The following is a 15181-nucleotide window of genomic DNA, read 5'->3' on the forward strand; positions in this document are numbered from 1 at the left end:
GTTTGATATGACTAAATGTAAAGTGTGTCAACTCACTAGTCGGCCGGAACACAACTACCGGCAGCTTCAAACACTAGATATTGCAATACACGTTCCTGAGGCCAAAAGCCGGTAGTAGGACAAGTTTCGGCTGTGTGATAAGAACTATAAATAATACAACCATCCCCTTCCACTTTACTGGCGGTCAATGGGCGTTCTGACTCTACACTACCAACACTTACGTTGCCTTCAATCCATACAAAAGTATCCTCACCATCATGAACCGTGTCCATAGCCGCCCATCCAGCTAAAAAGTCTCCAATTCTAATGGTATCTTCACTAAGTAAATTGTCAGAGCCTGAATTACCGTTCACAGTTGTATCACAACTATTTCCCGGAGCATCATCAAAATCTATCGTATTTGTTGTAATAGCACTGCTAGTAATCCAGCTAATTAGGCCAGGATCATTAATTGTGGCATTTGAAACAATACCGTCATCCCCATCCCACGCTTCGTTATAATTGCCGGGCGTAGCAGCATCATCTGGATCATCTTTAAATTTCATAAAATTTGGGAATGACTGCTCAATAAAATCGTAGGAACGATCGGTCACATACAAGCGCCCACCGTTATTGACATAAGCTTGTATATTATCTACCTGAGTTTCAGTAAAATCGCGTGAAACAGCATGAGAGTGGGCTTTTATTAAAGATCCACTAACCGCAGCATCAAGACTCTGATCCGCACCACAATTTATAAAAATTATATCATAATCATCCATAACATCTGCGCTATCAAATAGAGTGTTGCACGTTTGATAGTCATCCGCATTGTCTAATAAAGAAATTTCATAATCGGTCAAACCACCACAAGTGTAAATATCAAAAGTTTCTGTTCCCACAACCAAAGAACCGGCCTCATCCACATCGCCATATCCTAGTTTAGCCAATACATTTTCAATTTGGTCATAAGCTCCGGTAACAACAGCTATACTGATAGCATTTGCTCCACTAGAAGCACCACTAATATTAGCCACACAATTATCTGGATCATCACAATCTAAATCAGCCGTGCCACATTGAGCTCCTTTACAAAAGGTGATCGTTGTAGCTGAAGTATCACAATCTGTGGTCCCCAAAACATAAGTACCATCAGCACAAGTACAAGTACTTCCACAAACTGTTCCACTAGGATCTTCACAGGTCACTTCCCCTTCGTCACAGGTAGCAGTAATTGTACGAGTTACAACGCCTTTATTTTTTGTTACTTTGGAAATTGAGGAAGCCGTATCATCAATATAAACAACTGCACCCGAAATAGGATCGGTACCGTTAGGCGCATATACCGTTCCCCGTACTTCAGTTGCCCCATTTAAACCACTGGCTGAACCACCTGACGAGCTAGAACTACAAGCTGCAAATGCAACAAGAAAACAAACTGATAAAATTTGTGCTATTTTCTTCATGACCTCTCCTTTATGAGCCTCATCTACAACATAGGTGAGGCAATTGAAATGTGGGAAGAGAGTACGCCTTTTTTATGAAAAGGAAATATGTTTTTTGAAAATTCTAATAGGAATTACCCTTATGGTCTTATGCACCCGCCGCCACCAAGCGCGGCAAGCTCACGCGGGCAATGGGCTGAAATTTTGTATTAGCTTACGCTATTTTAACAAATCCACAAGAACATCCAGTGGATCATTTATATTTATATCAAAAGTGCCATGTAAATATCCCTGGCTCCATACACAATTCTGAAGCACGGGAATAATATATTCCTTTGCTACTTTTTTAATATCGCTTTTCACATCAGAATCCAGATTATTCTTAATCCAACCAAACAGACTCCCTAATACTTCATCTGCTTCCATCTCCTGGCCTTCTTGCTTAAAATGAACGAATAAAAACATATTGGTAAAAATAACAATCATCGCACGGGCCATTTTTTCGTGCGGATAAACAACGGCAGGGTCAGCATCAAAAAACTCATCCGATAAATTCAACAAATCTGTAGTATTCATTGCGTTCAGCAATAAAGCATAATTCCTTACAGGTGAAAACCTTTCCAAGTCTGGTACCTGCGAGTCCTCCAAGCCATACAACACATCACATTCCTCATATAAACCTTGTCGTAACTCAAGTTCTTTTGCCCTCAAAAAATCCTGTCCAAAATACTCTACCATCACCGCTAACCGATCTACGGGGAATTCCTGTAACGATATTCCTTCATCGAGTAAGACTAAATAATCAAAAATTTCATTTAAATCTTCAAAAGATAAATAAGGCCTGATCTTTTTAAAAACAATGCGGAGCATATCATAATTATTGGCATCTATCATGACTATTAAACCATCCACCAATTCACCGCTTGTAAAATTAGAAAAATTATCCTGAATTGAAAATAATAGTGCAATTGCATTTTGCCGTATCAAAATATTTGAATTATGTGTCATGGCCTTTATTTCAGTACTATATTTTTTTGCTATTTGTTCTGCCTGTGAAATACCATAACGAGTATTTATCAATAACCATTCCAAACCCTTTCTTTTTTGGGCATTACTCCCCTCACCCAACCACCAACCCACTTTCTCCCAGTTTTCGGCACTTATTAAGTTCCCATGATCTTTAAAAGTACAATCCAATAAACTACTCCCAAATGTTGATCTACCATCGTCGTTTTCAAGAGCCAATGACAGGTAATACTGGAAATCATTAGGTTTCCAAAAAAGCTTCCCAAAATTATTGGCTGCACCTTCTATCAGCATCCATTCTTCAATCCCCATCATGTACCCATCTTCCACCATAGTTCTCTTTAACAAGTTCACAAAAGTTTCATCAATCAAACTAGCCTCTTCGAGAGGCAATACAGTTTGATCTTTTAAATATTTACTTAGATAGCTTCCTATATATCTCAACCCGGCCCACATATTATGGGAATTGTCTGCAAGAGCAATATTTTCACAAGCCACCTGCAAAGGGCTTAATGCCTGAAACATCCCCAACTCCTGCGTAGGATGATTCCGGTCCAAAATAATGCTATTATGGCCACTGTTATCAAAAACCATAACCGTGGGATAACTCATAACACCATAATATTGTGCCAATGCTTCGTTTTCTGTGCGTAAAAACAAAACTTGCCCCTGAGCCTGCTCGGCCATTACTGCAAATTGGGGACGATATTCCTTGCATGGCCCACACCAACTGGCTGAAAAGGTCACCAAAGCAAATTGTCCAGGTTTAAGCCTGCCAATTTGCGTATTCAAATCATCTGCCGTTTTCACATCCACAACTTGTGCGGGGAAATCCGGCGCCCCTGCCTGAATATATCCATCAGTAACAGCCACAAAAGAATGAGACACTCCAATGTTAAATCCCTCTGCATAAGCATATCTTTCCCGAAAACTGATTTCTCCATCACCATTCTGATCAGGTACATTATTAGCCCAAAAATATGGCGCAAAAAAGCCACAACTAGCCTCTTCATTTTCACTGGCTGAAAATGCTAAAAAGGTCCTTGGATCATCGGCAAAAAAAGTGCGCGCCCATCCGGAAAAGCATTGATCCATAACAATAGTACGTTGATGATAAGGAACGACATCAATCCACTCATTTATATCTTGATTAAAGCCACCAGCCAAACCATGACCTGTATTATAAAATAACAATTCATCATTAGTACGTGCATAAGTTTTTAACTCACTTAAAACACGTCTTATATTTTCTTGTGATGCCGGGATATAATGATCAACATCTGTAGGCTTTTTAACGGAGACAACAATCACCTCATATCCATCATCATACAAAGCAGTAGAGCTCATCTCTACATTATTCACATGCCTTTCTTCTGAATCGAGATTTAATATAACAGCAATTTTTTTTGGATTAGTATCGGTACGATTTTTAAAAAAATCAAACGGATCAGCTGAAACGGAATCTACAAATGGATTCGGTAGTCTTCTTGTAATGGCATCCCACCAATTTCCCATAAAATACTTCCTTATTACTTTATGAAGCCACCAAGCGCGGCAAGCTCACGCGGGCAATGGGCTGAATACGCAGGTTTTCGGAAAGCTCTTGGTACGACAAGACGGAGAGCTGAGGAAATTCCAGCTCAATAATTTTACGGAAATAACGGCGGATTTCGGCCGTGGTTAATATTACCGGCGGACGAGCACCCGGAGGAAAAGGATGGGAGGCAATTTCTTTACCTACATTTTCAATAATCTCCTGCGTAATTTCGGGATCGAGCGCTAAATAATTCCCTTTCTCAGTGGTACGAATGGCATCGCGCACCATGTCTTCGATGCGAGGATCTAATAAATATACTGCCAGCGCATTACCATGGCCCGAATATTTAAACGTCACATAGCGTTTTAAACCGGCACGCACATGCTCGGTGAGCATGAGAGTATTACGTTCAATTTCGGCCCATTGCGCGAGTGTAGAAAAAATATTTTTTAAATCGCGGATAGATACTTCTTCCTGCACCAAACGCTGAAAAATTTCGGCTAATTGTAATACGGTAATAACTTTAGGCACTAATTCTTTCACCAAAGCCGGGTGCGATTTTTCAAGTTCATTCAAAAGGGTTTGTACTTCCTGCAAGCCCAAGAATTCATGTGCATGCTTACGCAACACATACGAGAGATGCAAAATTAAATATTCCGAAATATCCCACATTCTAAAACCAGCCTGTACCGCCACATCTTTATATTTATCGGATACCCAGGTAACAATAGAACCATCAATAGGATGAATAGTTTCCTTTCCGGTAATATTAAAAAGCTGCAATTGCTCTAAAGGCTCGCCCACTAAAATACAGCCCTGCATAATTTTGCCCCGCGCCACTGGCACTTCGTTAATATTAATCACATACGCATCGGGCTCCATGTCCACTGTTTGCCCACGCACTTGGATTCCGGGGAAGTTAACGCCCAATTCATAGTATAAGCCGTGACGAAGTAACGGAATAAGCTCGTTTATAAAGCGGCCCCCGTCTTTACTGTCGTCTACAAAGGGAATAATATTACTACCCACTTCAAGCGAAATAGGCGACGGCATAATAAAGGGCAATTGATCGCCATGCTTTTCGATAGCCTTTTTAACTTTTTCTTCTTTAGGCTGATCAATAATTTTTTGAATTTTCTCTTCCTTTTTACGCGTACTGTAAAAAGCATAAGCGCCCAGTAATAAACCTAAAAAGATAAACGGTAATTTAGGAAGCCCGGGCACCAGCGCCATACCCAAGAGCAGCACTGAGGCAATCATAAATACTTTGGGATAAGCCGTAATTTGACCAATAACATCTTTACCCAAGCTTGCTTCTTTATTATCGGAAGACACACGGGTAACCACAATACCGGCCGCCATCGAAATAATAAACGCAGGCAACATACTGATAATACCATCACCAATGGAAAGGATGGAGTATGTATGCGCCGCTTTTTCAAAACTCATATCCCGCTGCATCACACCAATAACAAGGCCACCAATTAAGTTGATGACCGTAATAATAATACCCGCAATGGCATCACCCTTTACAAACTTCATGGCACCATCCATGGCTCCGTACATTTGCGATTCGCGTTGTAATTGGCTACGGCGCGCTTTGGCTTCGTCCATGGTAATGGTGCCCGCGCGTAAGTCGGCATCAATACTCATTTGTTTACCCGGCATAGCATCCAAGGTAAAACGGGCCGCCACTTCGGATACACGCTCGGCACCTTTGGCCACCACAATAAAGTTAACCAGGGTAATAATCACAAACAAAACAAGCCCCACCACAAGCTGGCCTCTGGCCACGAAATTACCAAATGCCTCAATCACCTCACCGGCATAGCCTTCGGATAAAATGAGACGGGTAGATGAAATGTTAAGAGCCAAGCGATACAAAGTTGAAATAAGCAAAATGGTGGGAAATGAAGCTAACTTTAATCCGTCTGAAATATAGAGCGATACAAGAAGAATGATAACGCCTAACGAAATAGAAATAGTAAGACAAATATCCAGTAACCAGGGTGGCAACGGGATAATGATCATCGACAACACGCTGATAACAAGACCCGCCAAGATGAGATCGCTGTACTTCGTAATCAAACCATTAATATCATCCACACCTAATTTAGAAAAAAGCCAATTCATGAAATCCTTAAATAAAGGTTATATTGTACCCTGTTTTTACAGTGTAGCATCGTTCACTAAACTATCAAAACTAAAAGATATTTTTGCAATTCAGGTGCCATCACAAACGCCTCTTAAAGAATAAAATACTTATATTTATCAATATTTTATGGGCGTGCCTGGCACCGCGATCAATTTTAAATGGGGAGTAAATTCAGGGAGTTAGTTAATCTGGGGGTGGCAAAACCTCAAAAATGCCAAACATAGCAAGAGCCAAAAATCTCCCTTAATAAAATGTAATACAACTTCATACACCTTTAAACCCGATAACTAGTTAGTAGCTTACACTCATTTATGAAAACTTACCTCCTCATACTTTTTGCTCTCATAGTTCTGAGCACAGCGGCCTGCGACAACATGGGTAATGATTGTGTAGATGGCCTCTATGAGAGCCAGCCCTACTCCTTTTGCCGCAACTCCGATGCTTCTCATGGCTCCGATGAAAACCCTCCCAATGATGAAAACGAAAATGAAACAGGAAAGCTGATGGGCGATTGGTGTTACCGCTATTCAAAAGGGTCGGAAAACGAAAAACCCGATTACATGACCCTCTCTTTAGACACTGATAATAACCAGGTTACTTTAATGGAACGAGCCCATAACCTTGATGCTATATTAAATGAAGATTATTCAAACATCACCTTTACCACAAACTCCTTAAATGAAAATAGCGAAACCCAAACATTTAACTCCAGCGAATATGGTTCCTTTATACTAAAACTTATTGGGAATGATGTCCTGCAAATGACAAAAACAGGAAGCGCTCATCATCAAATTTATATACGCGATACTTTTGATAATTGTATTCTGCAGGGCCCTGCAATTTTGGGATGGGATTTGGTTCAATAGCCTAAAAAAGAGACGCAATGGAAGAAAAAACCACTTCTTTTTGCTCGCCGGTTTTGTAGTCTTTTAATTGAGCAACACCTTTTGCAAGTTCGCTCTCGCCTAGGATGATGACATAATCAAAATTGTATTTACCGGCGCGGCGCAACTGAGCCTTCATCGATTTTTCGGCGTAATCAATTTCAACAGTCATTCCTTTTGCTCGAAGTTCACCGGCCAATTTACGAGCGGGGGATTCTGTGCCGGAGCCCATAAAAACTATATAGGTTTTTTTGCCGCCTACTTCTGGTTTTTTATCACCCAAAAGAAGAATGAGACGTTCCATACCCAGCGCAAAACCAACGGCGGGAACATCCGGGCCACCCAATTCTTTCACGAGTCCATCATAACGCCCGCCACCGGCAAACGCATTTTGCGATCCTAAATCGTTGGATAAAAATTCAAACGCTGTGCGTTGGTAATAATCAAGCCCGCGAGCAATACGGGGATTCACGATGTATTTTGTTTGAGCGGCATCCAAACCACTTTTTACCGCATCAAAGTGTGTTTTGCATGGAACACAAAGTGCATCTAACAAAACTGGTGCGGCCTTCAACTTCTCTTTACACTTTTCTACCTTGCAATCAAAAACACGCATGGGATTTTTAGTGATGCGTTCTTGGCAATCGGCGCATAATTCGCCCGCAAGGGATTTTAAATGATCTGTCAATTTTTTCTGAAACGGTACACGACATTCAGTACAACCCAAACTGTTAATTTGCAGCTCGTAATTTTTAACGCCCACTTTTTGAAAAAACAAATCGAGCATGCCAATTACTTCGGCATCGGCGGCAGGTTCGGTAGCGCCAAATAATTCTACACCAATCTGATGAAACTGGCGAAGCCGGCCCTTCTGCGGGCGTTCATAGCGAAACATGGGGCCGATATAATAAAATTTTGTCACCGGATCGGCGCGCTGGATATTATGTTCAATGTAGGCGCGGACTACGGAGGCTGTGCCTTCGGGACGCAAAGTAACAGAATCGCCACCCTTATCATCAAAGGTATACATTTCTTTTTTTACAACACCGGTTTCGGTGCCAATACCGCGTTCAAAAAGGGAAGTTTCTTCTAAAAGAGGGGTTCTAATTTCTTCGTAAAAATATTTTGAAAAATGCTCACGGGCAGTTTTTTCTACCGCTTGCCACAAGGCAATGTCGGGAGAAAGATTATCTTTCATTCCTGTGATGGCTTTAATCGTCATAATAAACCAAGCTCAACGGGCCGTTGAAGGGGAGGCTCCGTCCGGCTTTGCCGGTGGAGGGGGCGACGCTAGCCCCTTCAATAGATAACTTTATTTAAGGGGTATTCTACAATGCCACTAGCACCCGCAGCCTTAAGTTGCGGAATAATATCACGCACGGTAGCCTCGGCCACAATCACTTCTAAACTTAAACCTTTACCGTCTAAATGCTCGCTAACAGTAGGCGATTTAAGCGATGGAAGAGATGCCATAATTTTTTTAAGATTCGCCTTGGGAATATTCATTTTTAAACCCACTTTTTCCTCGGCAGCAATAGCACCCTGCAACAACATCACCATGTTTTCAATCTTTTGTCTTTTCCAGGGGTTTTTCCACGAATCTTTGTTGGCAATAAACAAAGTGTTTGATTCTAAAAGAGTATCAACAATGCGTAAATTATTGGCGCGCAATGACGAACCGGTTTCGGTAAGCTCTACAATAGCATCGGCTAAAACAGGAGGCTTTACTTCGGTAGCACCCCACGAAAACTCAACCGAGGCATTTACCTTTTTTTCTTTTAAAAAGCGCTGTGTATACTTAACCAGTTCGGTAGAAATACGCTTTCCTTCCAAATCTTTCACAGTTTTAATTTTAGAATCGTTAGGCACAGCCAACACCCAGCGCACGGGACGTAAGCCGGCTTTAGCATACTTTAACTCGGCCACTTCTACTACTTTGGCTCCCTCTTCCATCACCCAATCACGGCCAGTTAAGCCTGCATCAAGCACACCATCTTGTACATACCGTGCCATTTCTTGGGCGCGGATGAGCATACCGGATAATTCGGGATCGTTAATAGATGGAAAATAAGAACGCGATGAGGCGTTAATATCGTAACCTGCCTTTTTAAACAGGCGAAAAGTTGATTCTTGAAGGGATCCTTTGGGTAAACCCAATTTAAGCTCGTTTGCCATAACTATAACCGTATAAAAGTTGAAATGTTTTTTAAGAGGGCTTAGTTACTGGTTTTATTATCAAAAAGCAAGGTAGAAATCCTTGCAATTACAAAGCTGTGAGGCTAAGATCCGCCACCACACAAAGGAGGCTTTTCATGAAACGTTTTCTTCTGGCAGTATCCATTCTTTTAGTATCCTGTTCGCAGGTAAAACTCTCTTCCAACACCGCCGGCGGCGACCCCTTAGATGCCGTTAACACCGGTAAAGACATGGTACTGATAGGCAAAAGCACCATCAAGGAAGGCACTCTTGAATTTTTAGCAAAAATCAACCCACGCGTAGGAGCCCAACTTAAAAACCCCATCGCTAAAAAGAAACTGGTAGAAAACCTGGTAGAACAAGAACTCTTGTATCAAGAAGCTGTAAAACGTGGTCTCGACCGCGATAATGAAGCCCTTACCAAAGCTGCCCTCTACAAAAAAATTATCATCTCGCAAGCTCTGGTAGATGCCGAAGTAAAAAAGAAAGCCAAAACCTATTACGACGACAAAAAAGCATCCGAGTTTACCACGCTTGAAGCCGCTCAAATTACAATAGACTGGTTAATGCCCGAACCCACCAGCGATAATAAAGACCAAACCGCTGCCAATCGTGAGCCCTCCGCCGACGAAAAACAAAAAACCCTGGAAAAAGCCAAACAAATTAAAGCCCGCTTAGCTTCCGGTGAAGACTTTGCCAAAGTAGCAGAAGAAATGTCGGACGATAAAGCCACCAAGAAAAAAGGCGGCAACATGGGCGATATTAACATTGAAGACAAACGCCTTGCCCGTCGTGGAATGGAACAAGTGGGGCCCGTTGCTTTTAAAATGAAAAAAGACGAAGTATCCGACCCTATAGAAGTTAAAAAGGGTTATGTAATTATTAAAGTGCTCAGCGACCAAAAAGAAATTCCTTTTGAAGATGCCGAAAAAGGCATTGAAATGCAGCTCACCAAGCAGGTGAAAGATGAATTGGTGGCCGAGCTCACCAAAAACAACACCATTGTTTATGCCGATACAACCTTAAAAGATGCACCTAAAACAGAGGAAGCCGTACCGGCTCCCGAGGGTGTACCTCCTGCAGCCGAAGCTCCCGTTGCTCCTGGAGCCGAAACAGCGCCAGCAGCACCGGCTCCTGCTCCCGAGGCAGGAACCACAACACCACCTACTAACCCACAACCGGCCCAAACTCAGCCTGCTGTTCCCGCTGAACCCGCAGCACCGGCTCCAACTCCAGCACCTGCTCCGGCTCCAACAGAAGGTGCTCATTAATAATGGTAACTCCAACTACTTACAAAGATGCCGGTGTTGATATAGACGAAGGCGATGGCCTGGTTGATGACATTGGTGACATGGTTAAAAAAACCCAGCGCCCCGAACTTTTAGGGGGCTTAGGTGGATATGCTGGGCTTTTTGGATTAGATCTCAAAAAATTTCCAGAACCTGTTTTGGTATCGTCCACCGATGGCGTTGGCACTAAATTAAAACTGGCATTTGAAATGAATGTTTTTAACACCGTAGGCGTTGATTTAGTGGCCATGTGTGTGAACGACCTTGTTTGCTGCGGTGCCGAACCCCTCTTCTTTTTAGATTACTATGCTACCGGCAAGCTAGAGCGCGCCCAGGCACGCGACGTTATTAAAGGCATTGCTGGCGCACTGGCCAACATTCGTTGCACCCTTATTGGTGGTGAAACGGCCGAAATGCCCGGCATGTATGCCAAGGGTGAATTTGACCTGGCCGGTTTTTCGGTGGGCGCTGTTAATAAACCAGATATTATTGACGGCTCCAAAGTTGCTGAAGGCGATGCTGTTATTGGGCTAGCCAGCTCGGGCGTTCATTCTAACGGGTATTCGCTGGTTCGTAAAATCATTGAAAAAAATAACATCAACATTAAAACTTTTAAAGAAGGACTAGATAAGCCCATTGGTGAAGTTTTACTAGTACCCACTCAAATTTACGTTAATCCGGTATTAGAGCTCATTAAAAAAGTAAAAGTAAAAGCTTTGGCACATATTACTGGCGGCGGCATTGTAGAAAACCTGCCACGCGTGTTGCCCAATGCCCTTGCCGCCCGTATTGAAAAAAATAAAATAGAAACACCTGCCATTTTTAAAGTGTTAAAGCATTTGGGTGCAGTGCCCGAAGATGAAATGTGGCGCGTATTTAACATGGGAGTAGGTTTTGTGGTGATTGCCTCTTCCCAAGACGCTCAAAATGTTATAGATATTTGTAAAGCTCAAGGCTATAAAGCCTCGTTAATGGGCAACATTGTAAAACGTTCAACTACAGGAGTAGAACTTGTCTGAAAAAACCTTAACATTAGGTGTGTTGGTTTCGGGGAGAGGCACTAATTTACAAGCCTTAATTGACGCCCGCTACGAACGTAAATTAGCCGCAACCGTAGGTGTTGTTATTTCTAACAAACCCGATTCGCGCGCCATAGAACGTTCGCGCAAGGCTGGCATTCCGGCGTTTGTAATAGAACCGCAAGCCGGCGAATCACGCGAAGATTACGATAAAAAATTAATCAACTGTTTAAACGAACATAAAGTAGATTTAGTAGTTCTGGCCGGCTTTATGCGTATTTTATCCCCTTCATTTATTAAAGCTTTTCCCACGAAGGTGATCAACATCCATCCCTCCCTTTTGCCATCGTTTCCGGGCCGTTATGCCCAAAAAGATGCACTGGAATATGGTGTTAAATTTGCCGGCTGCACAGTTCATTTTGCCGATGAAGGTTGTGATACAGGCCCCATTATTATGCAATCGGTTGTTCCTATAGATGCGGGTGAAACACCCGAAAGTTTAGCCGATAAAATTTTATTAGAGGAGCACCAACTTCTTCCCAAAGCCGTAGACCTTGTGGCACGGGGCAAAGTAACTGTAAAGGGTCGTCAGGTTATTATTTCGTAGAGCTAAAATAAGTTATTGCAGCATCAACCAGGGGGTAAATATGAAAAAGCTTTTGGCCGTCATTGTTACGGCTTTTTTATTATTAAGCGCGCCTTCTTGGGCGCGCAGTACAAAAAATAAAACCATTGGTGTGTATGCCCTGGGCAATATCCAGGTGCTCGAAACTGCTCCCGGCTTTGATGCCGGCCCGGGTGGCGGTGCTTTTTTTGATTATCGATTTAACCAGCGCTTTTCTCTCACAGTAGAAGCCTGGGCTTCTACTCACGATACCAGTAGCGGCAATATGGTGATTATGGCGCTTCCGGCCGCTACCATTAAATTGTATTTTTTTGATGACGAGTCAGGTAAATGGGATCCTTATGCTGGCATTGGTGTGGGGGCTTATGCTACAAGCGGTGCCCATAATGGTGTGGGCTTAGGCGGACAAATTGAATTAGGACTCGATTATTATATTTCCGATACCTTGTCTACAGGGCTTGCCGGCACATTTCGCTCGGCAGCCATTATTGACGACTTAGGTACCGGCAACAATGCCTTTGGCATGCTGCCCTATACAGTGGCCGGAAAAGTGGGATTTCATTTTTAAATGTTAGAACGTTATTGCGATGCATTAGTCATTGGTACGGAGTTATCCGGCCTTATTACGGCGGCTTTTTTAGCCCGAAGGGGTCTTACCGTTCATGTGTTAAACCCCAATCCTTTTCACGACACCGAAAACTTATCAGACCCCTACCCTGTTACCAATTTACACTCCAAGCTCTTACGTTCTATTTTAGGCCGTCTTAACATTCCCGATGTTGATATTCAGGCTCTTTCACAAAAGTTATCACCTTTGCAGCTTATTTATCCCGATAAACGTATCGATATTTCGTCTAACCCGCTTACATATTACGAAGAATTGGAACGCGAGTTTCCAGACGACTACGACAATTTAAAACCTTTTTTAGAAAAATTATCCCAATACAAGCATCAAATTGACGTTCAGGATTTATACAACACGGCTCATCCGCAGGGCTTTATGGAACGCCGCCGTTTTGCCAAATTTGTAAAAATGAGCACTTTGCATTACACCTTAAACGATATTGATGCTCCGTCTCAAAATAGTGTTTTGGGAAATTTTTTAGATGCGCAACTTAACTTAATTTTGCCACACCGTAACAACCCCGTATTTGCGTTTCAGATGGCCGATTTGTTAAACCCCAGCGACGGCGAAATTTTATCGATGCAGGGAGGCCAAAACGCGCTTAAAAAATTATTTATAGAACGCATCCAGCATCACGAAGGCGCTTATAGGCCCGATGCCAAAATTGAAAAGCTGCTTTATAAAAACGGTATTTTTGAAGGAGCAACGCTTGCAGGTAGTGACGGCACTATTTTATCGCGCTATGTGATATGGAACACACAAATTGAAAAATTGCTACCTTACTTGCCATCCCTTTTTAGGTTTAGAAAAATAAGAAAATTTGCCAAAAGTTTAAAACCAAAAGCGTATTGGCACACCTGTTTTTTTGAAGTACCCACCGAGCTACTGCCTCCGCCCATGCACAATAATCTTTTAATATTAAACGGAACCAACATGATTGGAATTGATTATTTGTATGTGCAACTCAAGCGCAAAAGTGATTTTACCACCATTGCGGTTAATTATTTGCTCGATAAATCGCAGATGGAAGCCGACTTTGAATTTTTTAACGAGCTCCATGACAACATCATGAAAAAGCTATGGGATCTCATTCCATTTTCGGAATCTAAGCTCAATTTAACTTTCCCGCTCATGAGCAAAAAAGAAGATGAAGACACGCTTTTTCCCATGAAGGAAAACGATTTTGAAATTTTTAAACAGCAAGCACTCATGCATCCGGTGTTTGAGACCAATCATAAAAACTTTACCGATTTATTCCCGCTTGATTACAAAACCCCCTCCCCTAACTTTTTACTCACCGCCCCCGAAATATTAGGCCACTTTGGCTTTGAAGCCAAATTCATGCTTGGTTTAAATGTAACCGATCTCATCTGGGCCGATGTAGAAAAAGAAAAGAAACGCGCGATGAAATTGGAACAACGCATCGCATAAGACTGATAACAAACTGTTCTCACTTTCTACCTTTTATCTCCTTTTTTGAATGAACATTAATAAGCTTATACCGATAACTTGGGTATGAGCTCCTCCACATTACCGTCCATTTTAGAACCATTTTATGTTCAAATAAGAAACCTGGCATCCCACTGTGTGGATGCGGCTCAAAAATCTGGTATTCTTGGCGTGGGTACAAACGATTATGGCGTGCACGATAGTCTTTACCGCTTGCGCAATTTAGCTTTAGGAAATCTCACCCTCGATTCTTATGCCACGGTTGATCATGATGCCTTATGGGAATCGTATCAGCGGGCTTTTTCGCAGGAACTTATTTTACAGGGGCTTGCCTTTAAAAGTTTATCTCCGGATGAAGATATTAGACATATTACAACTAATTTTTTGTACGATGAAATGGGCTGGTCGGGCAATGCTTATGATTTGGCTTTAGCTTACTGGAATACCGATATTGACAAAAAAGTGGATCTTAAAACTTTTGGTTATTCCCCCGTTACAGCCATGGCCGAGGGAGCTTTTGATGTATCGGAACACCCGTGGCTGGCGTTGGGTTCAACCCTTGTGTTGGGCGGCATTGCTTACTTCTGTCCGCCCACAATCCCCTACATAGGATGGGGTGGGGTTGGCTTAGGCGCAGCAACTACCGCTAAGGGTGTTGTTGATTCTACAACAGCGGATACACCACACCAAGCCATCCAGGCCGATGCCACCATTGGCAAAGGCTTAGCCACCATGGCACTTTCCACCGCAACCCTTGCTAGTATCCCCACTCCCAATGAAACAAGCGCTCTTATTATTACTCCTAAAGCTCTTACAGTTGTAGAAGAACCTGTGGTTGTTTTACCCGAAACACCTTTGTTAACAGGGCCTGTAACAATACCCCCACCTGAATTAATTTATCCCAGCAAGCCATTACCACCGTTTAGGGCCGATCCCTTTGAAGCTGTTTCGT

The 15181-nt window shown here is 42.4% G+C and carries 12 protein-coding genes; 7 read left to right on the forward strand and 5 right to left on the reverse strand.

The annotated features are described in order from the left end of the window. Nucleotides 1-35 precede the first annotated feature (35 nt). The 3 genes from K1X76_09025 to sctV all read right to left on the reverse strand — a co-directional run bounded on the left by K1X76_09025 (nt 36) and on the right by sctV (nt 6120). The gene (locus tag K1X76_09025; protein MBX7149218.1) at nt 36-1445 is read right to left on the reverse strand and encodes a hypothetical protein; all 1410 of its coding nucleotides are present in this window, start codon (nt 1443-1445) and stop codon (nt 36-38) included. 198 nt (nt 1446-1643) lie between these two features. Further along, entirely contained in the window at nt 1644-3965 is a 2322-nt protein-coding gene (locus K1X76_09030) for a thioredoxin family protein (protein ID MBX7149219.1), read from the reverse strand. 19 nt (nt 3966-3984) lie between these two features. Next, the gene (gene sctV, locus K1X76_09035; GenBank protein ID MBX7149220.1) at nt 3985-6120 is read right to left on the reverse strand and encodes a type III secretion system export apparatus subunit SctV; all 2136 of its coding nucleotides are present in this window, start codon (nt 6118-6120) and stop codon (nt 3985-3987) included. Nucleotides 6121-6453: 333 nt separating this feature from the next. On the opposite strand from sctV, the gene K1X76_09040 reads away from it, so the two are divergent. Continuing rightward, nucleotides 6454-7008, forward strand: coding sequence for a hypothetical protein (locus K1X76_09040; GenBank protein MBX7149221.1), 555 nt, complete (start codon nt 6454-6456; stop codon nt 7006-7008). 1 nt (nt 7009) lies between these two features. On the opposite strand, the gene hisS is transcribed toward K1X76_09040, so the two are convergent. Both hisS and hisG read right to left on the reverse strand, forming a co-directional pair. After that, a complete protein-coding gene (hisS, locus tag K1X76_09045) occupies nt 7010-8248 on the reverse strand; it encodes a histidine--tRNA ligase (protein ID MBX7149222.1) in 1239 nt (412 codons plus the stop codon). A gap of 77 nt (nt 8249-8325) precedes the next feature. Further along, the gene (gene hisG / locus K1X76_09050; protein ID MBX7149223.1) at nt 8326-9201 is read right to left on the reverse strand and encodes an ATP phosphoribosyltransferase; all 876 of its coding nucleotides are present in this window, start codon (nt 9199-9201) and stop codon (nt 8326-8328) included. Nucleotides 9202-9338: 137 nt separating this feature from the next. Here hisG and K1X76_09055 point away from each other — a divergent pair, with 137 nt between their 5' ends. The 6 genes from K1X76_09055 to K1X76_09080 all read left to right on the forward strand — a co-directional run. After that, nucleotides 9339-10493 (forward strand): peptidylprolyl isomerase, encoded by a 1155-nt coding sequence (locus K1X76_09055; protein ID MBX7149224.1) that lies wholly within the window; start codon nt 9339-9341, stop codon nt 10491-10493. A 2-nt stretch (nt 10494-10495) separates the two neighbouring features. Further along, nucleotides 10496-11530, forward strand: coding sequence for a phosphoribosylformylglycinamidine cyclo-ligase (gene purM, locus K1X76_09060; GenBank protein ID MBX7149225.1), 1035 nt, complete (start codon nt 10496-10498; stop codon nt 11528-11530). Further along, the gene (gene purN / locus K1X76_09065) at nt 11523-12137 is read left to right on the forward strand and encodes a phosphoribosylglycinamide formyltransferase (protein MBX7149226.1); all 615 of its coding nucleotides are present in this window, start codon (nt 11523-11525) and stop codon (nt 12135-12137) included. Before purM ends, purN begins: the two co-directional genes overlap by 8 nt. A gap of 40 nt (nt 12138-12177) precedes the next feature. Further along, nucleotides 12178-12723: an outer membrane beta-barrel protein gene (locus K1X76_09070; protein MBX7149227.1), complete on the forward strand. Its 546-nt coding sequence runs from the start codon at nt 12178-12180 to the stop codon at nt 12721-12723. Beyond that, nucleotides 12724-14211 carry a hypothetical protein gene (locus tag K1X76_09075; protein MBX7149228.1) on the forward strand — a complete coding sequence of 496 codons (1488 nt, stop codon included), beginning with the start codon at nt 12724-12726 and terminating at the stop codon, nt 14209-14211. It begins immediately after the preceding gene. Between the two features lie 84 nt (nt 14212-14295). Next, on the forward strand, nt 14296-15181 hold an 886-nt coding region (locus tag K1X76_09080), incomplete at its 3' end, for a hypothetical protein (protein MBX7149229.1).

The organism is bacterium, from assembly GCA_019695305.1.
GTDB lineage: Bacteria > UBA10199 > UBA10199 > UBA10199 > JAIBAG01 > JAIBAG01.